This window comes from Bacillus sp. B25(2016b) (assembly GCF_001679765.1).
Taxonomy (GTDB): Bacteria; Bacillota; Bacilli; order Bacillales; family Bacillaceae_G; genus Bacillus_A; species Bacillus_A thuringiensis_K.
Window position 1 is genome coordinate 1,305,247 of sequence record NZ_CP016285.1, and the last position, 26,137, is coordinate 1,331,383.

Consider the following 26,137-nt stretch of genomic DNA (forward strand, 5'->3'; position numbering starts at 1 on the left):
TGGTCAAGGGAAGGGGACAATTTATGTCAATTTAATTAGGGATGGAAGTTGCTTTAAGACACTGGGGAATGTCTTATAAATTAGGGAGGAACAACTTCGATGCATATACTATAAAAGGTAGATGTGACCTCTGTGTGAACATAGGGTGAAAGAGAGAGGGAGTTTTAAATAAAAGATAGAAAGACAAAAAAATAAGACCATCATTTATAAGATGGTCAAGGAAGGGGACAATTTATGTCAATTTAATTAGGGATGGAAGCTGTTCAAAGACACTGGGGAATGTCTTATAAATTAGGGAGGAACAACTTCGATACATATACTATAAAAGGTAGATGTGACCTCTGTGTGAACATAGGGTGAAAGAGAGAGGGAGTTTTAAATAAAATGAAAATTTAATGAGTGTTTTTTGTTCATCCCCTGTTAATTATTAGCCTTAACCAATCGGGCGTTTATTGCCCACAAATAGCGGAATAAAAGATAGAGCAAACAAAAAATAAGACCATCACATATAAGATGGTCAAGGAAGGGGACAATTTATGTTAATTTAATTAGGGATGGAAGCTATTCAAAGACACTGGGGAATATCTTATAAATTAGGGAGGAACAGCTTCGATACATATACTATAAAAGGTGGATGTGATCTCTGCGTGAACATAGAGTGAAAGATATGGGGATTTGAAAAATAGTACATATGAAATTGTTATTGCTAGCAATATTGAGCTAGGATATAGTTTTCCAGCATAAAACGAAAAAGGAATCTGAATATAAATAAAAGTTGTAATCTATAAAAAAAAGGATTATGCTCAACTATATTATGAGAATATAAGGTTTGTCCCAGTTATTTAAGGGCTTTTAAAAAGCTTTTTATTTATGAGGGGAAAGCTTCACTTTAATAAGGGAGTTAGTGATATGGACATAACAAAAAAACAAGGACTTTATAATCGTCTTATACGATTAAACCCACCACAAATATTAGCATTAGGTTTTTTCTGCTTAATTGTGGTTGGCGGTTTGTTATTAAAATTACCATTCGCAACGAAAGTACATATTAGTTGGGTAGATGCTTTCTTTACAGCAACGTCAGCAGCGACCGTAACTGGTTTAGGAGTAGTGGATACAGCAAGTACATTTACGATGTTTGGCGAAATTGTTATTATGTTTTTAATTCAAACAGGTGGTCTAGGTCTTATGACAATTGCCATTTTAATTGTTTGGGTACTAGGTAAAAAAATCGGATTACGTCATCGTTTGTTAATTGGAGAAGCATTTAATCAAACAAATATAGGTGGTCTTGTAAAATTAGTAAAGCGTGTCTTTATATTTTCGATTTGTATTGAACTTATTGGGGTCATCTTTTTATCGTTTCGCTTTATTCCAGAGTTTGGTTTTGGAAAAGGTTTATACTATAGTATTTTTCATGTAATTGCATCTTATAATAATGCAGGCTTTGCTTTATGGCCAGATAATTTAACAAGATATGTAGGGGATCCCATTATTAATATTGGGATTTGCTCTTTAATTGTAATAGGGGGACTCGGTTTTACCGTATTAATTGATATGTGGTATAGCCGTAGTTTTCGAAAATTATCGCTTCATTCGAAAATCATGATTATTGGAACAGTAGTGCTAAATGTTATAGCGATGATTGTTATTTTTGTATTGGAATATAATAATGTGAAGACGTTAGGGAATTTACCTTTAAATGAAAAGTTATGGGCTTCTTTCTTCCAAGGTATAACTCCTCGTACTGCTGGATTTAATACAGTTGACTACGGGGGAATGGAAGAATCATCTATATTATTTACGATGATTTTGATGTTTATTGGTGCAGGAAGTGTATCGACAGGTGGAGGAATTAAATTAACGACGTTTGTTATCTTAATTACATCTGTCCTTTCTTTCTTTAGAAAAAAAGAGGAAATCGTATTATTTCAGCGTACGATAAAAATGTCAACAGTAACGAGAGCATTAGCCATTGCTGTTGCCAGTCAAATACTTATTTTTGCAGCGGTATTTATATTAATGCTGACAGAAAACTTCAGCTTTATTCAATTATTATTTGAGACGATATCAGCGTTTGGCACAGTCGGATTAACGATGGGAATTACTGCAAAGCTATCGGCATTCGGAAAATGTATTATTATGTTTGTTATGTTTTGCGGATTGATTGGACCATTAACACTTGTGTTCTCTTTAGCGCGACCAGCAAAACAAAAAATAAAATATCCATCGGAAGATGTGTTTACAGGATAAGGTATCCCACGTTAAGCGAGATACCTTTTTCTTTTTTAGAACAGAGAGAACAGTAAACCAATTAGTGCTACTCGGAATAAAATTGCAATAAGTGCAGCAATCCCACCAACAACTGCAGCGATACCCCCAGTTACAGTAGCTCCGCGGTTATAAGCGTAAATACCGAGTAAAACAGAAACAAGACCAAATAGTGTTGGGAATGTAAATAGTGATAAGATAGATAGCGCAAGAGCAATAAAACCAGCAGTTGATCCAGCAGCGGAAGATTTTACAGCATCTTTATCGTCTTTATCATCGTAATTATAATCAATGCGTTGTGGTGCAACTTCAGCGGCGTACTCTTCCTTATAATCACTATCTATTCTATCTCTTCTTTTATAATCATCAAATTTCTCAGTCAAAGTCATGACTCCTTTCATAACAAGGTTCAATAGTAGTATGTATCTCTTTTTCTTTTTTATCCCGCATTAACGGGTAGTAAGACCCCATCTCAAAATTCAGCGAAAGCAAAAAAAGTTAGGTGGGGATTGGGCTGCCCGTAAAAGCCCGATTGGTTAGGGCTAATAATCAGTGGGAGATAAACACCCCCCCACTGATTAAAGTTTCACTATACCGGAGCATGTACAGGGAGTAGTATCTTTTAAAAGGAGGAAAATGTTTTCTTGAAATAGGAAAAGTTAGTATGACTTCCTCTATTTTGGAAAGTATAAAAAGGAATAATGAGGAAAGGGTGCAATACATAATGGAACATCCAATTGAAAATTTAATGAAAACGGCAATGACAAATTTAAAAGAGATGGTAGATGTAAATACGATTGTTGGGAGTCCGGTTTCAACAGCTGACGGAAATGTAGTATTAACAGTATCTCAAGTGGCTTTTGGTTTTGGAGCTGGTGGAAGTGATTTTAAAGGGGATTTCATTACTGAAAAACATAACGGTGGGCAAAATCAGCATAAAGAGAACAAGCAAGGGCATCCATTTGGAGGAGGAAGCGGGGCTGGGGTTTCCATTAGTCCAGTGGCTTTTTTAGTAGTTGGTTCTAATGGGGTGCAAGTATTACATCTCAACAGTAGTACACATTTAATTGAAAAGGCTTTAAATACTGTACCAAGCACTGTAGATAAATTTGTAAATGGTCGTCAAAAGTGAACTTGCATTTTTTAGGAATTATGATATATTAGAAAAAGTGCGCTTTAGGATGATCGGAATAATTGAAATGTAAATATATATGATGTATGGAATAAGGGAGAGGACTTTATGATTAATATTAAAAACTTAGTAGTTGGCTTATTTATGTTAGTAAGCGGCTTTGTTGTATATGTAATAAAAGAAAAAGCTCCATTCTAAAACAGACAAACCGTTACTGTCTGTTTTTAATTTGCAGAAAAATGTTGACAAGTTATTGTATTGGTGTTAAAATTTTAATTCGTGTCTCGGTTACAGCTAGTGTAGAGTAAATATTTCTTATGAATGCAATACGAAAAGTTTGCGAAAGATCGGGTAATTTTATCAACAACTTTTGTGAACAAACCCTATAAATTGTATTTGTAAGCTATATATGTATACTAGTGAATCAAGGAGCGGTCAGTGGAACCGTAATGATGAGAGAGAGGTAGGGCTTTCATCCAGTATATGTTACTTTCCCGTTAGGTGAATATAAAAAAGAGGACTCCTTTTAAAAGGAGTCCTCTTTCATTTTTTAAGTGCGACTTTCAACTTGTTGACAAATTTCATCCGTTGTTAAACCGTGAGCTGTAATGACTGATCCTTTAATTGATGCATCTGCAATGCCCATCATATTGGAATCTTGCCCAGTTACCACACAACAATCGCACCCTTGTGCATCCTGTTCTGAGTTAAGTGTAACAACTTCATGACCTTGTTGCTGAAGAGCTTGTTGAACGTCTGTTAATGAGTTTTCAACGCCAATTCTAGCCATAATTCTCACCTCCTACCATCTAATTGCTAGTATGCTCAAGTTCACTGCATATATTTATGAAAAGACGGTAGGAAGTAAATCTTTGTTTAGTCGTTATATACGCCAGTAAGCATTTGACTAACGAATTGGTCGTTTAATGTATCTTGTGCTGAAGAAGTATTTGAATGGATGTCAATTGAAGCAATAAAATGATTATGTTCTTTCGTATTTGGTTCTACCTCTACGTAATTATCGAATTTACAAAAACCTTTCGTATCCATTAGATCAAATAATTGCAGCATTTCTACTACCTCTTGTCTCGTTCCTTTAATTTGTACACACGCCATATTTATTTCCTCCTTTATTTTGACAAATTGTTTTTTAAAAATAGGATTATGATTACGAAATGAAAAATATGAATGTTATTTTTAGACAGCGCTATTTTTGTTATTTTCCCCCTTTTTCACCAAAAGTCGTTATATATTCCCGGATTTATAAAATCGGATGTCCGTTTATTGAATACAATAGATTCGTATCAATTGATGAAAATCCTTCTTTTAAACAAATATTTTTTTAGTGGAAATTGGCGGAAAAAATTTTTTGACTTTTTGTAAACGTTAACAATGTTGTTAAATCAATATAATTAAAGAAGTACGTACGATTAAAAATTATAAATTTTCTAAAAATTCACTTGATTTATTTAGAAAGGAGAGTAAACTAGGAAACAATAAAAAATTCATAGAACATAGGAGGCGCTTCTAGTGAATGAGCAATGGATTTTCTTAAATGGAGAATTTGTTCCAAAAGATGAAGCAAAAGTTTCAGTATATGATCATGGCTATTTATATGGCGATGGAGTATTTGAAGGAATTAGAGTTTATAGCGGTAATGTTTTCCGTTTGAGAGAGCATCTTGTCCGGTTGTATGAATCAGCAAAATCAATCCTTTTAGAAATTCCATATTCATTAGATGAAGTAACAAATATTGTTGTTGAGACAATTCAACAAAATAAATTATCTAATGGATACATTCGACTTGTTGTATCAAGAGGAGCAGGAAATCTTGGATTGGATCCCGATTCATGTAAGAAGCCGAATGTAGTAGTAATTGCAGAACAATTATCTTTATTCCCACAAGAATATTATGAGAAAGGGATTCCAGTTGTAACAGTTGCAACGCGCCGAAATCGTCCCGATGTTTTATCCCCTCAAGTAAAATCTTTAAATTACTTAAACAATATTTTAGTTCGTATTGAAGCGAAATTAGCTGGAGTACAAGAAGCACTTATGTTAAATGATCAGGGATATGTAGCTGAAGGATCAGGAGATAACGTGTTTATTGTTAAAGGAAATAAATTAATTACACCACCAAGTTCTGCTGGAGCGTTAGAAGGTATTACACGAAACGCCATTTTAGAAATTGGTGAAAAACTTGGATATGACGTAAGAGAAGAGTTATTTACAAGACATGATGTATATGTAGCTGATGAGGTGTTTTTAACAGGAACAGCTGCTGAAGTTATTGCTGTTACGACAGTAGATGGTAGAACGATTGGCTTAGGGCAAACAGGTCCACATACGAACAGTTTATTAGAAGAGTTTCGTAAGTTAGTTGTAGAAGATGGAGAGAAAATTTACGAAGAAAACAAAGTTGGATAACAACTTTTTTAACATAAGAAAGCGTTGATAGGGAGGAGTAGTTGATTGTGAAGCCTCACAGAGAGTCGGTGGTTGCTGAAAACCGATGGTTCACGTCGACGAACATCGCCCTTGAGTGCTAAGCTAAAGCATTTGTCTAGGCTTAGACGGTAGCTCCGTTATTAGCTAGATCCATTTATGGATCACTGAGGCAAGAGTATTCTTGCAAAGAAGGGTGGTACCGCGAAATCTTTCGTCCCTTCAGCACATAGCTGGAGTGTGGACGTAGGGTTTTTTTATTGTATAAAAGTTTGAAAAAGGGGGCTTATAAGAACAATGTCTTCAAAAACGGAAGAGAAACTGGCAACTGGTGCACAGCTATTGTTAGAAGCGCTAGAAAAGGAAGGCGTAGAAGTGATTTTCGGTTATCCGGGTGGTGCCGTTTTACCTCTCTATGATGCATTGTATGATTGTGAAATTCCACATATTTTAACAAGGCATGAGCAAGGGGCGATTCACGCTGCTGAAGGGTATGCCAGAATTACAGGGAATCCAGGGGTTGTAATTGCAACGAGTGGACCAGGTGCTACAAATGTAATTACGGGTCTAGCTGATGCGATGATTGATTCATTGCCACTTGTAGTATTTACAGGCCAAGTAGCAACAACGTTAATTGGGAGCGATGCTTTTCAAGAGGCAGATATTATGGGACTTACGATGCCAGTGACAAAACATAACTATCAAGTGCGAAAGGCCTCAGATTTACCTCGGATTATTAAAGAAGCATTTCATATTGCTAAAACAGGAAGACCAGGACCAGTCGTTATTGACCTTCCGAAAGATATGGTAGTCGAGAAAGGTGAGCGATGTAGCAATGTACAAATGGATTTACCAGGATATAACCCTAATTATGAACCGAATCTACTTCAAATAAACAAATTACTACAAGTAATTGAAACCGCAAAAAAACCGTTAATTTTAGCTGGAGCGGGTATATTGCACGCGAAAGCGTCGAAAGAATTGACAAGTTTTGCTCGTAAATATGAAATCCCTGTTGTGCATACATTACTTGGACTTGGTGGTTTTCCGCCAGATGATGAACTATTTCTAGGGATGGGGGGAATGCACGGTTCTTATACAGCCAATATGGCATTATATGAATGCGACTTACTCATTAATATAGGCGCGAGATTTGATGATCGTCTTACTGGAAATTTAGCTTTTTTTGCTAAAGGGGCGACTGTTGCACATATCGATATTGATCCAGCAGAAATCGGGAAAAATGTGCCAACAGAGATTCCTATTGTTGCAAGTGCTAAGCAGGCGTTAGAAGTATTGCTTCAATCAGAAGGAAAGAAAGAAAATCATCATGAATGGCTCTTTTTATTAAAGAGTAGAAAAGAAAAATATCCATTCTCTTATAAACGAAATTCTCAACGTATTAAACCTCAATATGCGATTGATATGCTATATGAAATTACGAAGGGAGAAGCGATTGTAACAACAGACGTTGGGCAACACCAAATGTGGGCAGCACAATATTATCCGCTGAAAAATCCAGATAAATGGGTAACTTCTGGCGGATTAGGAACGATGGGGTTCGGATTTCCAGCAGCAATCGGTGCGCAAATTGCAAAGCCTGAAGAATTAGTTATTGCAATTGTTGGTGATGCTGGGTTTCAAATGACTCTGCAAGAATTAAGTGTATTAAAAGAACACGCTTTACCTGTTAAAGTATTTATTTTAAATAATGAAGCTTTAGGAATGGTAAGACAATGGCAAGATGAATTTTACAACCAAAGATATTCGCACTCTTTATTGCCATGCCAACCAGATTTCGTCGCTCTTGCGAATGCATATGGCATAAAAGGTGTTCGTATTGACAATCCACTTCTTGCAAAGAAGCAAATCCAGCATGCGATTGAATTACAAGAGCCAGTCGTAATTGATTGTCGTGTACTTCAATCAGAGAAGGTTATGCCGATGGTTGCACCAGGAAAAGGTGTTCACCAAATGGAGGGAGTGGAAAAAGGGTGAAGAGAATTGTTACAGCGACAGTTCGAAATCAAAGTGGTGTGTTAAACCGAATTACAGGGGTTATGACACGAAGACATTTTAATATTGAAAGTATTTCAGTAGGTCATACGGAATCATCTGACATATCGCGGATGACGATTGTTGTACACGTTGAAAGTGAACAGCAAGTCGAGCAGTTAATTAAACAACTTCATAAGCAAATTGATGTTTTGAAAGTATCAGATATTACAGAAGAAGCGATGATTGCAAGAGAACTTGCACTTATTAAAGTAGCGACTTCAGTAGCAAGAGCTGAATTATACAGTTTAATTGAACCGTTTCGAGCCGCTGTAATAGATGTTGGGAAGGATTCCATAGTTGTGCAAGTAACAGGTACGCAGGAAAAAGTAGAAGCGTTAATTGAATTACTTCGTCCATACGGTTTGAAAGAAATTGCAAGAACAGGTGTAACAGCCTTTACGCGTAGTATGAAAAAACAAGATAAGCAAGTTATGTTAATCCAATAATCATTTAAATATAGGGGGAAATGAAAATGGCAAAAGTTTATTATGAGAAAGATGTAACAGTAAATGTATTAAAAGAAAAGAAAGTAGCAATCATCGGATATGGCTCGCAAGGTCATGCGCATGCGCAAAATTTACGTGATAACGGATTTGATGTAGTAGTAGGTTTAAGAAAGGGTAAGTCTTGGGATAAAGCGAATGAAGATGGGTTTTCTGTATATACAGTAGCAGAAGCAGCGGAAAAAGCTGATGTAGTAATGATTCTACTGCCTGATGAATTACAACCAGAAGTATATGAAGCTGAAATTGCACCAAATTTACAGGCTGGAAACTCTCTCGTGTTCGCACATGGATTTAATGTTCACTTTGATCAAGTAAAACCACCAGCTAATGTAGATGTATTTCTAGTAGCGCCAAAAGGACCGGGGCATCTCGTACGCCGTACGTTCGCCGAGGGAGGGGCTGTTCCTGCATTATTTGCAGTATATCAAGATGCAACAGGAGTTGCGACTGAAAAAGCACTTTCTTATGCTGACGGAATTGGAGCAACGAGAGCTGGTGTACTAGAAACGACGTTTAAAGAAGAAACAGAAACAGATTTATTTGGAGAGCAAGCTGTGCTTTGCGGCGGAGTGACTGCACTTGTAAAAGCAGGGTTTGAAACGTTAGTTGATGCGGGATATCAGCCTGAACTTGCATATTTTGAATGTTTACATGAACTGAAGCTAATCGTTGACCTTATGTACGAAGGTGGACTTGAAAATATGAGATATTCAGTTTCAGATACAGCGCAGTGGGGAGACTTCGTATCAGGACCACGCGTTGTTACTGAAGATACGAAGAAAGCGATGGGTACAGTGCTAGCAGAAATTCAAGATGGTACATTTGCAAGAGGTTGGATTGCAGAGCATAAAGCAGGAAGACCGAATTTCCATGCGACAAATGAGAAAGAGAATGAACATGAAATCGAAGTAGTTGGACGTAAATTACGTGAAATGATGCCTTTCGTACAGCAGCGAGTAAAGGTAGGGATTAAATAATATGAAGAAGATTTTGTTCATGGATACGACGCTACGTGATGGCGAACAATCACCAGGAGTGAATTTAAATGAACAAGAGAAATTACAAATTGCTAGACAATTAGAGAGGCTTGGTATTCATGTAATGGAAGCTGGATTCGCGGCAGCTTCCGAAGGAGACTTCCAATCGGTAAAGCGCATTGCGAATATAATTCAAAATGCTACGGTTATGAGTTTAGCTAGAGCGAAAGAAAGTGACATTCGAAGAGCATATGAAGCTGTGAAAGGTGCTGTATCTCCTCGTCTACACGTATTTCTAGCTACGAGTGATATTCATATGAAATATAAACTTTGTATGTCAAAAGAAGATGTGTTAAATAGTATTCATCGCTCGGTTACGCTCGGGAAATCATTATTTCCGACAGTACAATTTTCTGCAGAAGATGCGACAAGAACATCGAGAGCATTTTTAGCTGAAGCAGTAGAAATTGCGATTCGCGCAGGAGCGAATGTAATTAATATTCCGGATACAGTTGGATATACGAATCCGGAAGAGTATTATTCTCTTTTTAAATACTTACAAGAATCCGTTCCTTCATATGAAAAAGCAATTTTTTCTTGTCATTGTCACGATGATCTTGGGATGGCAGTAGCAAATTCGCTAGCCGCAGTTGAAGGGGGAGCACTGCAAGTAGAAGGAACGATTAATGGCATTGGAGAAAGAGCAGGGAATGCGGCGTTAGAAGAAGTCGCAGTTGCTCTTCATATTAGAAAAGATTTCTATAAAGCAGAGCCTTCGATGACTTTAAAAGAAATTAAGGCAACGAGTACATTGGTAAGCAGATTAACAGGTATGGTGGTGCCGAAAAATAAAGCGATTGTTGGAGCGAATGCATTCGCTCATGAATCAGGAATTCATCAAGATGGTGTATTAAAAGAAGTGACAACATATGAAATTATTGAACCAGCACTAGTAGGCGAATCTCAAAACCTATTTGTACTTGGAAAACATTCTGGGCGTCATGCGTTTACAGAAAAAATGAAAGAACTTGGCTATGAATTTACAAACGAAGAGCGGGATACAGTATTTGAAGCATTTAAAAAATTAGCTGATCGTAAAAAGGAAATTACTGAAGAAGATTTACGCGCACTTATGCTTGGTGAAGCAGCATTTGCAGCCCAGCAATATAACATTACGCAATTACAAGTACATTTCGTATCAAATAGTACACAATGCGCGACAGTTGTACTAAAAGATGAGGAAGGAAATGTATATGAAGATGCAGCTACTGGCTCTGGTAGTATTGAAGCGATTTATAATGCAATCCAAAGAATTTTAGGATTAGAATGTGCATTGGCGGATTATCGCATACAATCTATTACACAAGGTCAAGATGCACTTGCTCATGTTCATGTTGAATTAAAAGAAGGTAGTCACCAAATATCAGGTTTCGGAGTTGCGCAAGACGTATTGGAAGCGTCGGCGAGAGCTTATGTCCATGCAGCAGGGAAATTAAAATCTCTTATAGCGCTTGTGAAATAAATATTTGATAGGTGAGAGAAGCTTTCCTCACCTATCAAATTAAAGTTCTGAAAATTCTGTTAAAAGGAGTGTTAAAAATGGAAAAACGTATCGTTTGTTTAGCTGGTGATGGTGTTGGTCCAGAAGTAATGGAAAGTGCGAAGGAAGTATTGCATATGGTAGAAAGGCTATATGGACATCATTTTCATTTGCAAGATGAGTATTTTGGTGGTGTCGCTATCGATTTAACTGGGCAACCATTACCACAGCGAACACTTGCCGCCTGTTTAGCGAGTGATGCGGTTTTGCTTGGAGCAGTAGGTGGACCAAGGTGGGATAGTGCGAAAGAAAGGCCTGAGAAAGGATTATTAGCATTAAGAAAAGGACTCGGTGTATTTGCGAATGTTCGCCCTGTAACGGTAGAAAGTGCAACTGCACATTTATCACCATTAAAAAACGCTGATGAAATTGATTTCGTTGTCGTTCGTGAATTAACAGGCGGAATTTATTTTTCTTATCCGAAAGAGCGAACGGAAGAAGTGGCGACAGATACACTTACGTATCATCGCCATGAAATTGAACGTATCGTTTCGTATGCTTTTCAATTAGCGAATAAGCGGAAGAAAAAAGTAACATCTATTGATAAAGCGAATGTTTTAGAGTCTAGTAAATTATGGAGAACTGTGACAGAAGAAGTAGCACTTCGCTACCCGAATGTGGAAGTAGAACACATTTTAGTAGATGCAGCAGCTATGGAATTAATTCGGAATCCAGGAAGATTTGACGTTATTGTAACGGAAAATTTATTTGGTGATATTTTAAGTGATGAGGCTTCAGTATTAGCTGGATCATTAGGAATGCTTCCATCAGCAAGTCACGCTGAAAAGGGGCCTTCATTATACGAGCCTATTCACGGATCAGCACCGGATATTGCGGGGAAAAATAAGGCAAATCCAATTGCGATGATGCGTTCTGTTGCAATGCTGCTTGGGCAATCGTTCGGATTAACGAGAGAAGGCCATGCAATTGAAGAAGCAGTTTCTGCAGTCCTTAAATCAGGAAAATGTACAGCAGATATCGGGGGGACTGAAACGACAACTTCATTTACAAAGGCAGTTATTCAAGAAATGGAAGAGCAAGCGTTAGTAGGGAGAGGAAGATAATGGGGAAAAGGTTACTAGATAAGCTTTGGGAAAGACATGTAGTTGCGACTAATGAAAATGGATTGGATTTATTATATATCGATCTACATCTTGTTCATGAAGTAACGTCACCGCAAGCCTTTGAAGGCTTGCGGCTTACAAATCGAACAGTCCGCAGACCAGATTTAACATTTGCAACGATGGATCATAATATTCCAACGAAAGATGTTTGGAATATTACCGACCGCATTGCGAAGCAGCAACTAGATACACTTCGGGAAAACTGTAAACAATTTCAGGTGCCATTAGCGGATATCGGAGATGAAGAGCAAGGGATTGTTCATGTTATAGGACCAGAACTTGGACTCACACAGCCAGGAAAAACGATTGTTTGTGGTGATAGTCATACAGCAACACACGGTGCTTTTGGCGCACTAGCGTTTGGTATTGGTACGAGTGAAGTGGAACATGTATTGGCAACGCAAACGTTATGGCAACGAAAGCCGAAAGCGATGGGCATTGAGTTAAAAGGAAAGTTACCGCAAGGTGTTTATGCGAAAGATATTATTTTACACCTTCTTTCAAAGTACGGAGTAGCAGTTGGAACAGGTTACGTAATGGAATTTTACGGAGAGGCCATTCATGCTATGGATATGGAAGAAAGGATGACGCTTTGCAATATGGCAATTGAAGGGGGAGCAAAGGCTGGCATTATTGCACCAGATGAAAAAACAGTTGCTTACGTAAAAGGGCGTAAATATGCACCGAAAGACTATGAATCTATTAAGAAAAAATGGTCAGAACTTTATACAGATTTAGATGCAGTTTATGATTTACATATTCTAGTAGATGTTGCGGATTTAGCGCCGTACGTTACGTGGGGAACAAATCCTAGTATGGGTGTTCGGATCGATGAGAAATTGCCAGAAAAGCATGATGCAAATGACGAAAGAGCGTTTTCTTATATGGGATTGAGTCCCGGACAAAGTACGTATGACATTCCAGTTCAACATGTTTTCATTGGATCTTGTACAAATTCCAGGCTTTCTGACTTAGAAATTGCTGCATCTGTCGTGAAAGGTAAAAAAGTAAAAGAAGGTGTGCGAGCACTTGTTGTACCTGGATCTCAAAGGGTAAGAGAAGCGGCGATGCATAAAGGATTACATCGCATATTTGAAGAAGCTGGATTTGAATGGAGAGAGCCTGGATGCTCAATGTGTCTAGGTATGAATCCAGATCAAGTGCCTGAAGGAGAACATTGTGCCTCTACGTCAAATCGCAATTTTGAAGGAAGACAAGGAAAGGGAGCACGAACGCATTTAGTTAGCCCGGCAATGGCGGCAGCGGCTGCGTTATATGGTCATTTTGTTGATATTAGAAAGGAGAGTTATGATGGAGCCATTTCGTATTCATAAAGGTACTGCCGCAGTACTGATGAATGATAACATTGATACAGATCAAATTATTCCGAAGCAATATTTAAAGAGAATTGAAAGAACTGGGTTTGGAATGTTTTTATTTGATGAGTGGCGATATGATAATAATCGCCAAGAAAACCCTAATTTCCCGCTGAATGCACAAGAAAGAAAAGGAGCCAGCATATTAATCACAGGTGATAATTTTGGATGTGGCTCGTCTAGAGAACATGCTCCGTGGGCGCTTGCTGATTATGGTTTCCGCGTTATTATCGCTGGAGGATTTGCCGATATCTTTTATATGAATTGTATGAAGAATGGCATGTTACCGATTGTAATGGATAAAGATATGCGTGAACAACTTGCTAAAACAGATGCGAGGGAACAAATCATAGTTGATTTAGAAAATGAAATAATGACAACGAATACGCATAGATTTCATTTTACAATCGAGAAAATGTGGAAAGAGAAGTTATTAAATGGTTTAGATGAAATTAGTATTACAATGCAATATGAAAAAGAAATAAAAGAGTATGAAAGAAAAGTGGCTTTACATTAAAAAAAGTGACGGAATATTAAAAATATATTTACATTCAAAATGAACTGTTATATACTATGTGAAAATCAGAGGAGAAAGGGAGTAAGTATTATGAATATCGTGCAATCTATTACAATGCTTACACAACTACATCATCATACATGAAACCCTTGAACCTAGCGTGAAAACGTGTAGGTACAAGGGTTATTCCCGTTGTACCTACACTCTACTGAAGAGCCTTGTAGGTATTTTGTCTACAAGGCTCTTTTTATTTTCGGCTTAGGTGAATGAAATAGGCATACATTAGAAGGGGAAAGGTGTGAAAATTCAAATGACAAAATGGAAACGGGCAAACCCGAATGGAACGAGAGATTATTTATTCGAAGAATGTACGTTAATTGAAGAAGTGGAGCAAAAATTAAGGCTTGCTTTTTTAGAGAGAGGTTATGAGGAAATAAGAACACCTACAATTGAATTTTATGATGTTTTTGCATTTCAAAATAGACCGATAGATGAAGAGAAGATGTATAAATTTTTTGATGAAAAGGGAAGGATTATCGTTTTACGTCCAGATATGACAATTCCTTTAGCGAGAGTTATTGGAACACAGAGATGGGATACGCCACTTAAAGTGACGTATAGCGGGAATGTATTTCGAGCGAATGAATCCCATTCTGGAAAATATAATGAAATCGTACAAAGTGGTATTGAAGTTATTGGGATTGATAATGTAAGAGCTGAAATTGAATGTGTAATAAGTGTCATTCAAGCACTTCAAAAGTTGAAGGTGCAATCTTTTACAATTGAGATTGGGCAAGTCCAGTTATATAAATGTATTGTAAAAAAACTCTCCATCCAGGATGAAGAAGAAAGGGTACTTAGAACGTATATAGAAAGTAAAAATTATGCTGCCCTCTCAAATTTTATCAGAGAAAAGAAATTAGATCGATGCGATGAGACAGTAAGATTACTTGAGAAATTACCAAGGCTATTTGGAAATTTAGAAGTTATTGAGGAAGCAGAAAAGCTTGCTTCAAGTAATGAAATGAAAATGGCAATTGCAAGAGTAAAAGAAATGTATGAAACAATTGAAATGTTAGGATATGGTTCTTACATATCAATTGATTTGGGCATGATTCAAAACTTAGATTACTATACGGGTGTTATTTTCAAAGGATATATATATGAAATTGGAGAAGAAATCGTTAGTGGCGGAAGATACGATGAGCTAATCGGGAATTTTGGAGAAATGCTGCCAGCTGTTGGACTCGCGGTACAAGTAAATCAAATTGTGAAGGCGCTGCAAGAGCAGCAAGAACCATATGAACGAAATCAAATTGATATTATGATTCATTATGAGTTAAATAGATTAGCGGAAGCAGAAAGGCTACGAAATTTACTTCGAAAGGATGGGAAAAATGCTTGGTTATCTCTATTCTCTAATTTAAGCGATACCTTTCAATTTGCAAGAAAAAATAAAATAGGAACGGTCGTTGAGGCAAAGAATGAATACTTAGTGGAATATGTATGGAATGAGAAATGGGTAGTCCAGAAAGAGGGAGAGGCTTCATGCGTAACATTCAAATTGCGTTAACGAAAGGAAGATTAGAAAAACATGTCATTCCACTTTTTGAGCAGATTGGAATTGATTGTTCCGAGCTCAAAAATAAAGGTCGGAAGCTTGTATTTCAAAGTAAAAATACAAATGTTTCATTTATTTTAGTAAAAGCGGTTGATGTTGCTACTTATGTAGAACATGGGGTAGCTGATATTGGCATCGTTGGAAAAGATATTTTAATGGAAAACGAGAAAGATATTTATGAAATGCTGGATTTAGGAGTGGGGATTTGTAAGTTTTGTGTTGCTTCTATTCCTACGTATAATCCGAAGAGTTACCGGAAGAAAAGAATCGCTACGAAATACCCACATATTACTTCTACTTATTTTCATGATAAGGGAGAGGATGTAGAAATTATTAAAATAGAAGGTTCTGTAGAAATTGCTCCTCTTCTTGGATTGGCAGATGCGATTGTAGATATTGTTGAAACAGGAAAAACATTACAAGAGAATGGACTCATTGTATTTGAGGAAATGCACTTTATATCGGCTCGGATGATCGTAAATAAGGCAGCCTTAAAAACTAAAAAAGACGAAATATTCAGTATTATAAATATGATGGAGCAAGAAATCTTATCAGGGAAATAGGAGGACTTAAAATGGAAATCATTTATGAAGATTTTAAGGAGGCATTATCTAAAATAAAAGTGCTAAGAGAAAACGCTAATATAATAGAAGAAACTGTTCAAAGAAGTGTAAGAAAAATCATTAGAAATGTAAGGGAAGGGAAAGATGAGGCTTTATCTTTCTATACAAAAAAGTTTGATGGTGTAGAGATGAAAGATTTTCGTGTAAGTGAAGAAGAAATACAGCAAGCGAGTATGTTTGTAGAGAATTCATTTTTAGAAGCTTTAAAAGAGGCGAAGAAAAACATTGTTTCGTATCACGAAAAGCAAAAGAAGTACTCAATATTCGATTGTGAAAGTAAAGGCATAATTAGAGGGCAGCTCATTCGGCAGTTAGAAAATGTAGGTGTATATGTACCGGGTGGGACAGCCTCATATCCTTCTTCAGTATTAATGAATGTATTGCCGGCGAAACTCGCAGGTGTGAAAAAGATTGTAATGGTAACACCGCCGAGTAAAGGAGGAATTAATCCTCACATATTAGCTGCTGCAAATCTTGCGGGGGTAGATGAAATTTATACGATAGGTGGCGCGCAAGCAATTGCTGCTTTAGCATACGGGACGGAATCGATTCCGAAAGTGGATAAAATAGTTGGACCGGGAAATTTGTACGTCGCTCTAGCGAAACGAGAAGTATACGGAATAGTAAATATCGATATGATTGCTGGTCCATCAGAAATTGTAGTTGTCGCGGATGAAACAGGTAATGCAAAATATATCGCAGCGGATTTATTATCGCAAGCGGAGCATGATGAGAGAGCAACGTCGATTTGTATTACAACGAATATGGAACTAGCTAAAGAAGTAGAAAAAGAGGTAGAAAGACAGTTAGAAACGTTGCCAAGAAGTGAAATTGCACGTGAATCGATAAATAGAAATGGAGCCATCTTTATCGTTCCTTCTTTAAAGGAGGCACTAAAGTTATCAAATGAAATTGCTCCAGAACATTTAGAGTTACATATAAAAGAACCAATGAATGCTCTAGATTATGTGAAACATGCAGGCTCTATTTTCCTTGGGCCATATGCACCTGAACCGCTCGGGGATTATTTGGCGGGACCGAATCATGTATTACCAACGAGCGGAACGGCAAGATTTTTTTCTCCGTTATCAGTCGATGATTTCGTGAAAAAATCAAGTTTTATTTCTTATACAGAGGAAGCATTAAAAAATGTACAGCATCATATTGTAGAGCTTGCAAATAAAGAAGGGTTACATGCACATGCGAGAGCAATCCAAATAAGGTTTGAGGAGGAAAAATAATGCGTCAGTCCAGTCAAGTACGTGAGACGACAGAAACAAAAATTAAATTAAATTTGCAGCTTGATGAAAGTACGAGTGTATCTATTCAAACGGGGGTTGGTTTTTTCGATCATATGCTGACTTTATTTGCTAGACATGGAAGATTTGGATTGCAAGTTGAAGCAGAAGGTGATGTATTTGTCGATGCACATCACACCGTTGAAGATGTTGGAATTGTACTCGGAAATTGCTTGAAAGGAGCATTGCAAAACAAAGAGGGAATTAATCGTTACGGTTCTGCGTATGTACCGATGGATGAATCTTTAGGATTTGTCGCAATTGATATAAGTGGACGCTCATATTGTGTATTTCAAGGGGAATTAACAAATCCGAAGCTCGGGGATTTTGATACAGAATTGACGGAAGAATTTTTTAGAGCAGTCGCACATGCTGCCAATATTACATTACATGCGCGCGTTCTATACGGAAGTAATACACATCACAAAATTGAAGCATTATTTAAAGCTTTTGGTAGAGCGCTTAGAGAAGCGGTCGAAAAAAATGCCAACATTACTGGTGTAAATTCAACGAAAGGGATGTTGTAATTGATTGCCATTATAGATTATGGAATGGGGAATATTCGCAGTGTAGAGCAAGCATTAAAATATATTGGGGCAGAGTACATTGTAACGAGTGATAAAGAAGAGATATTGAGAAGCGATGGCGTGATTCTACCGGGAGTAGGTGCATTTCCGAAAGCGATGGATGTATTAGAAGAAAGAGATTTAGTGTGTGTACTAAAAGAAGTTTGTGACATAGGAAAACCACTCCTCGGTATATGTTTGGGCATGCAACTTTTATTTGAACGAAGTGAGGAACTAAAAGATTGTAGCGGGTTAGGTTTACTACCAGGTGAAATTCGTAAGTTAAAAGTTTCGTATAAAATTCCTCATATGGGATGGAATGAATTAAGGAAGGAAAGAGAATTTTCGCTTTGGAATGGATTAGTGGATGGTTCTTTCGTGTATTATGTTCACTCATATTACGCGGATTGTCCAGATGAAATTGTATGCGGAGTAAGTGATTATGGAATGCAAGTACCAGGGTTTGTCGCGAAAGGAAATGTATTTGGTGCACAGTTTCATCCAGAAAAAAGTGGCGAAATTGGCATGCAAATATTAAAAAATTTTCAAGGAGTGGTAGAAGCATGGAAATCTTCCCAGCTATCGATTTAAAAGAAGGGCGATGCGTTAGACTTTATCAAGGAGAGTTTAGTAAAGAAACGGTGATGAATGAAGATCCGGTAGCGCAGGCGATCATATTTGAAAAGCTTGGAGCGGAAATACTACACATTGTTGATTTAGATGGTGCAATTGCTGGCGAGTCGTTAAATTTGCCCGTCATTGAAAAAATCTGCAAGGCGGTACGTATTCCTGTGCAAGTGGGAGGAGGAATTCGTTCACTTAAAGCGGTGGAGAAGTTATTGTCAGCAGGTGTAGAAAAAGTGATTTTAGGAACAGCAGCTCTTTATAATAAGTCATTTTTAGAGGAAGCAGTTCGTCTATATAAAGAGAAAATCATTGTTGGAATTGATGCGAAAAATGGTTTCGTAGCAACGAGAGGGTGGCTTGATCTGTCTGAAATTTCTTACGTTAGTTTAGCGAAACAAATGGAAAGTTTAGGTGTTCAAACGATTGTGTTTACAGACATTTCGAAAGACGGAACGCTTGCAGGTCCAAATTTTGAACAATTAGCGATACTTCAAAAAAGTGTGGGCATTCGTCTCATCGCCTCTGGAGGAGTGGCATCTATTCAAGATGTGAAAAAGTTAAATGATATGAATATATATGGTGTCATAATTGGAAAGGCGCTTTACGAAAAAACGATTGATTTAGAAGAAGTGTTACAGGTAACGAAGTTATGTTAGCGAAACGAATTATTCCATGTCTAGATGTGAAAGAAGGGAGAGTCGTAAAGGGTGTAAATTTTATAGGATTACAAGATGTCGGTGATCCGGTTGAAATAGCTGAAGCATATAACGAGGCAGGGGCAGATGAAATCGTATTTTTAGATATTACGGCGACTCATGAAGGAAGAAAAACGATTATAGATGTTGTAGAAAAAACAGCAGCTAAAGTATTTATTCCTCTTACGGTTGGCGGGGGGATTTCAAGTGTGAAAGATATGTACAATTTACTAAGAGCTGGAGCAGACAAAGTTTCAATAAATTCAGCGGCAGTGCGAAACCCGAAGTTAATAGAAGAAGGGGCAGAACACTTTGGATCACAATGTATTGTCGTGGCAATTGATGCTAGAAAAGTAGCAGAAGGTAAATGGAACGTATATGTCAACGGCGGAAGAGTTGACACAGGAATGGATGCCATAGAATGGGCGAAGCGTGTTGTTAAACTTGGGGCAGGTGAAATTTTGTTAACGAGTATGGATGCAGATGGAACGAAAAGCGGATATGACCTTCGTTTAACAGAAGAAATTTCAAAAAGTGTTTCCATTCCAGTCATCGCATCAGGGGGCTGTGGTCATACGGATCACATTATAGAAGTTTTTCAAAAGACAACAGTTGATGCAGCGTTAGCGGCATCCATCTTTCATTATGGTGAGGCGACAGTGCAGAGTGTAAAGCGAAAATTAAGAGATGCAAATGTTGAGGTGCGGTTATGAAACCTAATTTTTCAAAAGGATTAATACCAGCAATTGTCATCGAAGAAGGTACGAAAGAAGTTTTAATGCTAGCTTATATGAATGAAGAAGCATATGAAAAAACGTTAGAGACGAAAAGAACATGGTTTTATTCTCGTTCGAGGCAGTCGTTATGGAATAAGGGGGAAACATCAGGGAATGTTCAATATGTGCAATCTTTATATTTAGATTGTGATCAAGATTCAATTGTTGTGAATGTGAAACAAGTAGGACCTGCTTGTCATACGGGAGAGAAGACATGTTTTCACTATCAAATTCTATAGGGGGATACATATGGAAAATGCCTTTAAGTTGCTGTATAAAACAATTGAAGAACGAAAGGAAAGCCCACTTCCTGAATCGTATACAAATTATTTATTTTCAAAAGGAGAAGATAAAATTTTAAAGAAAATTGGTGAAGAGTGTGCTGAAGTAATTATCGCATGTAAAAATAATGATAAAGAAGAAGTAGTGAAAGAAATGGTTGATGTATTTTATCACTGTTTCGTTTTATTAGCTGAAAAAAATATTACATTGGAAGATGTCATGCGAGAGGTGAAAGAACGAAATGGAAAGCTTTCGAGAGTTGGGGATAGAAGGGAAATAGATACATTATAAGGGGGAATGTATATGAAAGTAGATTATCATCTTCACTTAGAAGAAGGACCGTATTCAATAGGATGGCTTGCTAAAATAAATGAAGCGCTGGAATGTTATGAACCGCTTCAAGAAAGGCATTCTATTGATTGGCTTATGAAAACACAAGAGCGTTTGCAAAAGCGTGTGAAGGAAGGGCCATTTACAACAGAATGGATGGACCTCTATTTAGAAGAAGCTGTGCGAAAAGGTATAACAGAAGTTGGGATTGTTGATCATTTATATCGTTTTCATGAAGCGAAAGGATATTATGAAAAATATGTAGATATTAGTGATTCTAAGCTCGGTCGTATACAGAAGGAATGGTTAGATCAAGTAAGGGTAGTTTCACTGTATGATTTTACAAAGGTCATTGAAGAGGCGAAAGAACGATGGAGTAAAAGAGGTGTCACACTTAAACTTGGAATTGAAGCGGATTATTTTATTGGTTGTGAAGGAGAGTTAAAAGAATTATTAGCGCTAGGAGACTTTGATTATATAATTGGTTCCGTTCATTTTCTAAATGGCTGGGGATTCGATAATCCAGATACGAAAGAATATTTTGAGAAGCATGACCTACGCGCATTATATGATATGTTTTTTAAAACAGTTGAGAGTGCGATTCGTACTGAGTTATTTGATATTATCGCTCATCTTGATAATATAAAGGTATTTAATTATCGATTGGATGAGAATGAACAGCTTTCTTATTATGAGGAAATTGCCTGTGCGTTAGTAGAAACGAATACGGCAACAGAAATAAATGCAGGATTATACTATCGTTATCCTGTTCGTGAAATGTGCCCAAGTCCACTATATTTACAAGTATTAGCTAAGTATGGTGTTCCAATTACGATTTCTTCGGATGCCCATTATCCAAATGATTTAGGGAATTATGTACAAGAAAATGTACAAACATTACTAGCTCACGGTGTTACTCAGGTTGCAACATTTACGAAGCGAGCAAGAGTAATGAGGTCGCTTGAAGAAGAAGTAACAAATTCAAAATGAAACGCAATTTTTTGATGAAAACCGTCCTTTTTGTTCAAAATAAGAAAGAATGAAAAGGAGGGTAAGAAATGGCGAAACAACAAAATAAACAAAATGTACAAGGTACACAGCAACAAGCTTATACTTCTGAAACGAATGCTGCATCTCAATCGGTTATTGAGGAGCAAATTAGCGATACGGTTACAGAAGGAACTATTGATGTGAAGCTTGGAAAAGAATCGCAGGAAAAAGCGTAAGAAAAGGGGAGAGTTGCATCTCCTCTTTTTTCATGGAAAAGTGTCGATTTTTAAAACTATAATCAAATTCCTTGGTTTTTATATGTGGATTTCTTACAATGAAATATAAGAGATATCTTATTTTCTATAGAAGAGGTGTTAGTAGTGGCAAAAATATTAGTAGCAGGAAAAATTCCGGAAATTGGATTAGGACTATTAAAAGATCATGATGTAGAAATGTACAATAAAGAGGAGTTAATTTCTATAGATGAATTAACAGAGCGTGTAAAAGATAAAGATGCATTGTTAAGTTTACTTTCGACAAAGGTGCCAAAAGAAGTTATTGATGCAGCACCTCATTTAAAGATTGTTGCAAACTATGGTGCTGGTTACGACAATATTGATTACACGTATGCGGGTGAAAAAGGAATTGCAGTTACGAATACACCGAAAGTATCAACGGAAGCGACTGCAGAATTAACATTTGCACTTCTTTTAGCAGCGGCGCGTAGAATTCCTGAAGGGGATACGTTATGTCGTACGACTGGATTTAACGGATGGGCACCGTTATTTTTCTTAGGACGAGAAGTCCATGGTAAGACAATCGGAATTATAGGTCTTGGAGAAATCGGGAAGGCTGTTGCAAAACGTGCGAAAGCATTTGGAATGGATGTTTTATATACAGGGCCAAATCGTAAGTTTGAAGCTGAAAGTGAACTGGGAGCAACGTATGTGACGTTGGAAGAATTATTACAAACAGCAGACTTTATTACAATTAACTGTGCTTATAATCCAAAATTACATCATATGATTGATGAAGAGCAGTTTAAAATGATGAAGAAAACAGCGTATATTGTAAATGCTTCACGTGGACCAATTATGAATGAAGCAGCACTTGCTCATGCATTAAAAACGAATGAAATTGAAGGAGCAGCTCTTGACGTGTTTGAATTTGAACCGAAAATTACAGAAGAGCTAAAAGAATTAAAGAATGTAGTACTTGCTCCACACGTAGGGAATGCAACATTTGAAACTCGTGATGCGATGGCTGAAATGGCTGTCAGAAATATTTTAGCTATATTAAACGGCGAAGAGCCAGTAACACCTGTAAATCAAAAGGTATTAGTTACAAAATAAAAAGAAACCTTCCGGACTCGGAAGGTTTTCTTATTTTTCTTTATTCGCTTTTTTAGACGGTCTTTGTCTAATGAATTGAGATAACATGTACAAAATATATAGTGGAATGGCAATGAATAAGAAAACAGAAAAATTTCCAAATCCTGTTTGATACATTGTAATAATGATTCCAACTAAAAATAGTGTAATAATGATGCTATATCGTGGAATTGGTACATCTTTTAAACTTGGGATACGAATGCGGCTCACCATTAAAAATGCGAACGTTACAAATACGGTAATAAGAACGATTTTTGGAATGGTATGTGAAAATAATGTTAAGAAAGCAACAAGCCCTCCCGCTGCTGTAATCGGTACTCCAGTGAAATATTTCATTGAAGTAGAAGATGGTGTTACATTAAATCGTGCTAAACGATATGCTCCGAAAAGAGGGAATAATCCCGCTATGTATAATCCGATGATTCCGTAGTTTGAGAAAGATGTGTAATACATTAAAACAGCTGGTGCTGCACCAAATGTTACGACATCTGCAAGCGAGTCGAGCTCTTTTCCCATTTGTGAATCAACACGTAATAAACGAGCAACACGACCATCAAGACTATCTAACATCATCCCGATAAGTACTAAAATAGCAGCTGATTTATAATATCCTAAAGATGCATAGCCGATTGATAAAAATCCGCTATATAAATTTCCGAGCGTAAATAAGTTTGGAATAGCTGCTCTATACAAAATCTGATCCCTTGCTTTCTGTAATAAATTCTTAATTAGTGTATGAAAGTTTACTTATTTTATCATACCATAAATTTATTCCTCATACGAAAGAAATTACCAATTTGTGAAAGATTTCATAGAAGGATGGTTTGAAAATTAAGTGAAAATAAAAAGAGGAAGCAACTTGTATAAAGTTGCTTCCTTTACTATTCAAATTTCGTTGTCATCGTTCCGGTTTTATATCGATTATTAGGATCGAAGCGTAACAAATCTCCATAAATTAATTTATCGGAGAGTTTTAATTCTGTTTTTGCTTTTTCAATATACGGCTGACATAGCGCCATGTCAGCTTCTTCACCTGTACTTCTTTTGTAGCACATATTTTTTGTATAAACATACTCTTCAGAAACAAAGCTACCATCACGCATTACCATAAGCGGATCTTTCTCTTTAATAAATAAGTCAGTTCCAAATTCAACGGATCTATTTGTTTTAATACCAAGTAAATGAAAGAGCGTTGGCTTAATATCAATTTGACCGGATACTTTAGAAACAACTTTTCCTTCTTGGCCAGGCACATGAATAATAAGAGGGACTCGTTGTAATTGCATAGAATCGAATGGTGTAATAGTATCTTTTCCTAGGAACTGTGCAATAGCTGCGTTATGGTTTTCGGAAATACCGTAATGATCACCATAGATGACAATAACGGTATTATCATACAATCCTTCTTCTTTTAATTGTTTAATAAATAATTTAAGAGCTTCATCTGTGTAACGAACAGTTGGGAAGTAGCGGTTTACAACACCACTTTCCGAGTTGAATTCATCAACATATTGATCTTCCGGATTTAGAAGAAACGGAAAATGATTTGTTAATGTAATAAATTTTGTATAGAACGGTTGCGGTAAAGATTTTAACTTTGGAATAGATTGTTCAAAGAACTCTTTATCTTTTAATCCCCAACCGACAGACATTTGCTCCGTTCCTGCGTAATCATTTAAATTAAAGTAACGATCATATCCAAGCGCAGGATACATTACATCCCGATTCCAAAACGTTTTATCATTTGAATGGAAGACAGCAGAAGAATATCCGTATTTCTTTAATTGTTCTGGTGTCGCTGTGTATTCATTTGTTGCATGAGTAAAGAATACAGAACCACGATCTAGCGGATAAAGTGAGTTTTCAACGATAAATTCAGCATCAGAAGTTTTACCTTGTCCAGTTTGATGATAGAAGTTATCGAAATAGAAACTATCCTTAATAAATTCATTTAAAAATGGTGTAATTTCTTTTCCATTTATTTTTTTATTAATAACAAAGCTTTGTGTAGATTCCATTGAAATTAAAATTACATTTTTACCTTTTGCAGCTCCAAATAAGTTTTTATCAACTTGTTTGTCTTTTGAGTCTGTATAGTTTTTAATTTCAGAAAACCCATCCCCACTTGCAAATACACGCTCAGCTGAAGACTTGGATTGAAGCGTAATATCAAATAGATGATATGTGTATAAACCTAAATTCTTCACGACAGTTTGACGGTCAAATGAGCGTGAGAACATTTGTGGTTTATAAATAACTGATACAACAATTTGTAGTGCTAATAAAGCTGTTACACCGCTAAAGAAAGTTCGCTTCTCTGAGCGGGAAAGTGGTGTTTTGTCGCCAAATGATGGGAATTTACGCGAAATAAACATTAAAATAATTGCATCTGCAAATAAAAGTAATGTTTTGTACGTAAAGAGTTCTTTTATACTTGTCCCTAAATCAGCCATATTGTTTGTTTGGAATAAAACCGGGAAAGTAACGAAATCGTTATAGAACCCATAAAACATTGCGTTTCCAAATAAAATAAATGACAGTATAAAACTGATTCCAATTATAATTCGGTTTCGGTGCTTAGATGCAAGTAAAGCTAAGCCGAAAAATAAAAGTAACGCAGCTAGTGGATTGATAAAAAGCATGAATTCTTCAAAGAAATTATCAATTTTAATATCAAATGCTAGCTTGTACACAATATATGTTTTAATCCATAGTAAAACGACTGCAACGAGTGCAAATCGCAGTTTTGGAAACAGATGTTGTAGCATAATATACTCCTCTCCTAAAAAGCATGACAGTTCTTGAGAGTCAGTTTGCTTAACGACTCATTTTATATATACGAACAGTCCTTTGTTATTATGATTATTATACTATGAGTATCATTATACGAAAATAAAAGAAGGTTGTGGGATTTTTTATAATAATCGAGTAG

At 36.6% G+C, this 26,137-nt stretch carries 28 protein-coding genes and 1 other annotated feature; of the genes, 23 read left to right on the plus strand and 5 right to left on the minus strand.

Features of this window, described 5'->3' with window-relative positions:
• Window positions 1-909 precede the first annotated feature (909 nt).
• On the plus strand, window positions 910-2,253 hold the full coding sequence (locus BAQ53_RS06745; protein WP_000355549.1) for a TrkH family potassium uptake protein: 1,344 nt from the start codon (window positions 910-912) through the stop codon (window positions 2,251-2,253).
• Between the two features lie 35 nt (window positions 2,254-2,288).
• On the opposite strand, the gene BAQ53_RS06750 is transcribed toward BAQ53_RS06745, so the two are convergent.
• The gene (locus BAQ53_RS06750) at window positions 2,289-2,654 is read right to left on the minus strand and encodes a hypothetical protein (RefSeq protein WP_000136544.1); all 366 of its coding nucleotides are present in this window, start codon (window positions 2,652-2,654) and stop codon (window positions 2,289-2,291) included.
• Between the two features lie 281 nt (window positions 2,655-2,935).
• On the opposite strand from BAQ53_RS06750, the gene ytfJ reads away from it, so the two are divergent.
• Together ytfJ and BAQ53_RS06760 are read left to right on the plus strand one after the other, a co-directional pair.
• On the plus strand, window positions 2,936-3,403 hold the full coding sequence (gene ytfJ / locus BAQ53_RS06755) for a GerW family sporulation protein (RefSeq protein ID WP_000204241.1): 468 nt from the start codon (window positions 2,936-2,938) through the stop codon (window positions 3,401-3,403).
• A 108-nt stretch (window positions 3,404-3,511) separates the two neighbouring features.
• Window positions 3,512-3,601, plus strand: a complete 90-nt coding sequence (locus BAQ53_RS06760) for a hypothetical protein (protein ID WP_000608227.1) — start codon at window positions 3,512-3,514, stop codon at window positions 3,599-3,601.
• 352 nt (window positions 3,602-3,953) lie between these two features.
• Here the strand turns inward: BAQ53_RS06760 and BAQ53_RS06765 are convergent, their stop codons facing one another.
• Both BAQ53_RS06765 and BAQ53_RS06770 read right to left on the minus strand, forming a co-directional pair.
• On the minus strand, window positions 3,954-4,193 hold the full coding sequence (locus BAQ53_RS06765; protein ID WP_000101018.1) for a YkuS family protein: 240 nt from the start codon (window positions 4,191-4,193) through the stop codon (window positions 3,954-3,956).
• Window positions 4,194-4,279: 86 nt separating this feature from the next.
• Window positions 4,280-4,519, minus strand: coding sequence for a DUF3911 family protein (locus BAQ53_RS06770; protein WP_000752512.1), 240 nt, complete (start codon window positions 4,517-4,519; stop codon window positions 4,280-4,282).
• Between the two features lie 414 nt (window positions 4,520-4,933).
• Between BAQ53_RS06770 and ilvE the strand changes: the two genes are divergently transcribed.
• The 20 genes from ilvE (at window position 4,934) to BAQ53_RS06870 (ending at window position 23,166) form a co-directional block, all read left to right on the plus strand.
• Window positions 4,934-5,830 carry a branched-chain-amino-acid transaminase gene (ilvE, locus tag BAQ53_RS06775; RefSeq protein ID WP_208906646.1) on the plus strand — a complete coding sequence of 299 codons (897 nt, stop codon included), beginning with the start codon at window positions 4,934-4,936 and terminating at the stop codon, window positions 5,828-5,830.
• 15 nt (window positions 5,831-5,845) lie between these two features.
• Window positions 5,846-6,073 (plus strand) — a binding site (T-box leader).
• 72 nt (window positions 6,074-6,145) lie between these two features.
• Window positions 6,146-7,846 (plus strand): acetolactate synthase large subunit, encoded by a 1,701-nt coding sequence (gene ilvB / locus BAQ53_RS06780; RefSeq protein ID WP_000095836.1) that lies wholly within the window; start codon window positions 6,146-6,148, stop codon window positions 7,844-7,846.
• Window positions 7,843-8,352: an acetolactate synthase small subunit gene (gene ilvN / locus BAQ53_RS06785; protein WP_000822953.1), complete on the plus strand. Its 510-nt coding sequence runs from the start codon at window positions 7,843-7,845 to the stop codon at window positions 8,350-8,352. Before ilvB ends, ilvN begins: the two co-directional genes overlap by 4 nt.
• A 26-nt stretch (window positions 8,353-8,378) precedes the next feature.
• Window positions 8,379-9,389 (plus strand): ketol-acid reductoisomerase, encoded by a 1,011-nt coding sequence (gene ilvC / locus BAQ53_RS06790; protein ID WP_208906647.1) that lies wholly within the window; start codon window positions 8,379-8,381, stop codon window positions 9,387-9,389.
• A 1-nt stretch (window position 9,390) separates the two neighbouring features.
• Window positions 9,391-10,911 carry a 2-isopropylmalate synthase gene (gene leuA, locus BAQ53_RS06795; RefSeq protein WP_208906648.1) on the plus strand — a complete coding sequence of 507 codons (1,521 nt, stop codon included), beginning with the start codon at window positions 9,391-9,393 and terminating at the stop codon, window positions 10,909-10,911.
• A gap of 77 nt (window positions 10,912-10,988) precedes the next feature.
• Window positions 10,989-12,053: a 3-isopropylmalate dehydrogenase gene (gene leuB, locus BAQ53_RS06800; RefSeq protein ID WP_000415381.1), complete on the plus strand. Its 1,065-nt coding sequence runs from the start codon at window positions 10,989-10,991 to the stop codon at window positions 12,051-12,053.
• Window positions 12,053-13,447, plus strand: a complete 1,395-nt coding sequence (leuC, locus tag BAQ53_RS06805; RefSeq protein WP_000518101.1) for a 3-isopropylmalate dehydratase large subunit — start codon at window positions 12,053-12,055, stop codon at window positions 13,445-13,447. Before leuB ends, leuC begins: the two co-directional genes overlap by 1 nt.
• The gene (gene leuD, locus BAQ53_RS06810) at window positions 13,425-14,006 is read left to right on the plus strand and encodes a 3-isopropylmalate dehydratase small subunit (protein ID WP_089149035.1); all 582 of its coding nucleotides are present in this window, start codon (window positions 13,425-13,427) and stop codon (window positions 14,004-14,006) included. Before leuC ends, leuD begins: the two co-directional genes overlap by 23 nt.
• 310 nt (window positions 14,007-14,316) lie before the next feature.
• Complete coding sequence (locus BAQ53_RS06815) at window positions 14,317-15,579, plus strand: ATP phosphoribosyltransferase regulatory subunit (RefSeq protein WP_208906937.1); 1,263 nt, start codon at window positions 14,317-14,319, stop codon at window positions 15,577-15,579.
• A complete protein-coding gene (gene hisG, locus BAQ53_RS06820; RefSeq protein WP_001244491.1) occupies window positions 15,555-16,190 on the plus strand; it encodes an ATP phosphoribosyltransferase in 636 nt (211 codons plus the stop codon). Before BAQ53_RS06815 ends, hisG begins: the two co-directional genes overlap by 25 nt.
• Before the next feature lie 11 nt (window positions 16,191-16,201).
• Window positions 16,202-17,491 carry a histidinol dehydrogenase gene (hisD, locus tag BAQ53_RS06825; protein WP_208906649.1) on the plus strand — a complete coding sequence of 430 codons (1,290 nt, stop codon included), beginning with the start codon at window positions 16,202-16,204 and terminating at the stop codon, window positions 17,489-17,491.
• Complete coding sequence (gene hisB / locus BAQ53_RS06830) at window positions 17,491-18,075, plus strand: imidazoleglycerol-phosphate dehydratase HisB (protein WP_001249955.1); 585 nt, start codon at window positions 17,491-17,493, stop codon at window positions 18,073-18,075. Before hisD ends, hisB begins: the two co-directional genes overlap by 1 nt.
• Window positions 18,076-18,705, plus strand: a complete 630-nt coding sequence (hisH, locus tag BAQ53_RS06835; protein WP_000560354.1) for an imidazole glycerol phosphate synthase subunit HisH — start codon at window positions 18,076-18,078, stop codon at window positions 18,703-18,705.
• On the plus strand, window positions 18,678-19,397 hold the full coding sequence (hisA, locus tag BAQ53_RS06840) for a 1-(5-phosphoribosyl)-5-[(5-phosphoribosylamino)methylideneamino]imidazole-4-carboxamide isomerase (RefSeq protein ID WP_000402292.1): 720 nt from the start codon (window positions 18,678-18,680) through the stop codon (window positions 19,395-19,397). Before hisH ends, hisA begins: the two co-directional genes overlap by 28 nt.
• Window positions 19,391-20,149, plus strand: a complete 759-nt coding sequence (gene hisF / locus BAQ53_RS06845) for an imidazoleglycerol phosphate synthase cyclase subunit (RefSeq protein ID WP_000880109.1) — start codon at window positions 19,391-19,393, stop codon at window positions 20,147-20,149. The genes hisA and hisF overlap by 7 nt, the downstream gene beginning before the upstream one ends.
• A complete protein-coding gene (hisI, locus tag BAQ53_RS06850; protein WP_000803965.1) occupies window positions 20,146-20,451 on the plus strand; it encodes a phosphoribosyl-AMP cyclohydrolase in 306 nt (101 codons plus the stop codon). Before hisF ends, hisI begins: the two co-directional genes overlap by 4 nt.
• Before the next feature lie 10 nt (window positions 20,452-20,461).
• On the plus strand, window positions 20,462-20,785 hold the full coding sequence (gene hisE, locus BAQ53_RS06855; RefSeq protein WP_000426357.1) for a phosphoribosyl-ATP diphosphatase: 324 nt from the start codon (window positions 20,462-20,464) through the stop codon (window positions 20,783-20,785).
• A 12-nt stretch (window positions 20,786-20,797) separates the two neighbouring features.
• A complete protein-coding gene (locus BAQ53_RS06860; RefSeq protein WP_000861842.1) occupies window positions 20,798-21,814 on the plus strand; it encodes a histidinol phosphate phosphatase domain-containing protein in 1,017 nt (338 codons plus the stop codon).
• A 68-nt stretch (window positions 21,815-21,882) separates the two neighbouring features.
• Window positions 21,883-22,050 carry a YozQ family protein gene (locus tag BAQ53_RS06865; protein ID WP_089149037.1) on the plus strand — a complete coding sequence of 56 codons (168 nt, stop codon included), beginning with the start codon at window positions 21,883-21,885 and terminating at the stop codon, window positions 22,048-22,050.
• 144 nt (window positions 22,051-22,194) lie between these two features.
• Window positions 22,195-23,166, plus strand: a complete 972-nt coding sequence (locus tag BAQ53_RS06870) for an NAD(P)-dependent oxidoreductase (protein ID WP_208906650.1) — start codon at window positions 22,195-22,197, stop codon at window positions 23,164-23,166.
• 30 nt (window positions 23,167-23,196) lie between these two features.
• Here BAQ53_RS06870 and pssA read toward each other — a convergent pair whose 3' ends face one another.
• A complete protein-coding gene (gene pssA, locus BAQ53_RS06875; protein ID WP_000285417.1) occupies window positions 23,197-23,898 on the minus strand; it encodes a CDP-diacylglycerol--serine O-phosphatidyltransferase in 702 nt (233 codons plus the stop codon).
• A gap of 188 nt (window positions 23,899-24,086) precedes the next feature.
• Window positions 24,087-25,973, minus strand: a complete 1,887-nt coding sequence (locus BAQ53_RS06880) for an LTA synthase family protein (RefSeq protein WP_208906651.1) — start codon at window positions 25,971-25,973, stop codon at window positions 24,087-24,089.
• Window positions 25,974-26,137 lie beyond the last annotated feature (164 nt).

What these genes read in the sequence shown, in the direction of transcription:
- BAQ53_RS06745 (WP_000355549.1), top strand. Translation starts at nt 910, where the DNA reads ATGGACATAACAAAAAAACAAGGACTTTATAATCGTCTTATACGATTA.
- ytfJ (WP_000204241.1), top strand. Translation starts at nt 2,936, where the DNA reads ATGACTTCCTCTATTTTGGAAAGTATAAAAAGGAATAATGAGGAAAGG.
- BAQ53_RS06760 (WP_000608227.1), top strand. Translation starts at nt 3,512, where the DNA reads ATGATTAATATTAAAAACTTAGTAGTTGGCTTATTTATGTTAGTAAGC.
- BAQ53_RS06765 (WP_000101018.1), bottom strand. Translation starts at nt 4,193, where the DNA reads ATGGCTAGAATTGGCGTTGAAAACTCATTAACAGACGTTCAACAAGCT.
- BAQ53_RS06770 (WP_000752512.1), bottom strand. Translation starts at nt 4,519, where the DNA reads ATGGCGTGTGTACAAATTAAAGGAACGAGACAAGAGGTAGTAGAAATG.
- ilvB (WP_000095836.1), top strand. Translation starts at nt 6,146, where the DNA reads ATGTCTTCAAAAACGGAAGAGAAACTGGCAACTGGTGCACAGCTATTG.
- ilvC (WP_208906647.1), top strand. Translation starts at nt 8,379, where the DNA reads ATGGCAAAAGTTTATTATGAGAAAGATGTAACAGTAAATGTATTAAAA.
- leuA (WP_208906648.1), top strand. Translation starts at nt 9,391, where the DNA reads ATGAAGAAGATTTTGTTCATGGATACGACGCTACGTGATGGCGAACAA.
- leuB (WP_000415381.1), top strand. Translation starts at nt 10,989, where the DNA reads ATGGAAAAACGTATCGTTTGTTTAGCTGGTGATGGTGTTGGTCCAGAA.
- leuC (WP_000518101.1), top strand. Translation starts at nt 12,053, where the DNA reads ATGGGGAAAAGGTTACTAGATAAGCTTTGGGAAAGACATGTAGTTGCG.
- leuD (WP_089149035.1), top strand. Translation starts at nt 13,425, where the DNA reads ATGGAGCCATTTCGTATTCATAAAGGTACTGCCGCAGTACTGATGAAT.
- BAQ53_RS06815 (WP_208906937.1), top strand. Translation starts at nt 14,317, where the DNA reads ATGACAAAATGGAAACGGGCAAACCCGAATGGAACGAGAGATTATTTA.
- hisG (WP_001244491.1), top strand. Translation starts at nt 15,555, where the DNA reads ATGCGTAACATTCAAATTGCGTTAACGAAAGGAAGATTAGAAAAACAT.
- hisD (WP_208906649.1), top strand. Translation starts at nt 16,202, where the DNA reads ATGGAAATCATTTATGAAGATTTTAAGGAGGCATTATCTAAAATAAAA.
- hisB (WP_001249955.1), top strand. Translation starts at nt 17,491, where the DNA reads ATGCGTCAGTCCAGTCAAGTACGTGAGACGACAGAAACAAAAATTAAA.
- hisA (WP_000402292.1), top strand. Translation starts at nt 18,678, where the DNA reads ATGGAAATCTTCCCAGCTATCGATTTAAAAGAAGGGCGATGCGTTAGA.
- hisF (WP_000880109.1), top strand. Translation starts at nt 19,391, where the DNA reads ATGTTAGCGAAACGAATTATTCCATGTCTAGATGTGAAAGAAGGGAGA.
- hisI (WP_000803965.1), top strand. Translation starts at nt 20,146, where the DNA reads ATGAAACCTAATTTTTCAAAAGGATTAATACCAGCAATTGTCATCGAA.
- hisE (WP_000426357.1), top strand. Translation starts at nt 20,462, where the DNA reads ATGGAAAATGCCTTTAAGTTGCTGTATAAAACAATTGAAGAACGAAAG.
- BAQ53_RS06860 (WP_000861842.1), top strand. Translation starts at nt 20,798, where the DNA reads ATGAAAGTAGATTATCATCTTCACTTAGAAGAAGGACCGTATTCAATA.
- BAQ53_RS06865 (WP_089149037.1), top strand. Translation starts at nt 21,883, where the DNA reads ATGGCGAAACAACAAAATAAACAAAATGTACAAGGTACACAGCAACAA.
- BAQ53_RS06880 (WP_208906651.1), bottom strand. Translation starts at nt 25,973, where the DNA reads ATGCTACAACATCTGTTTCCAAAACTGCGATTTGCACTCGTTGCAGTC.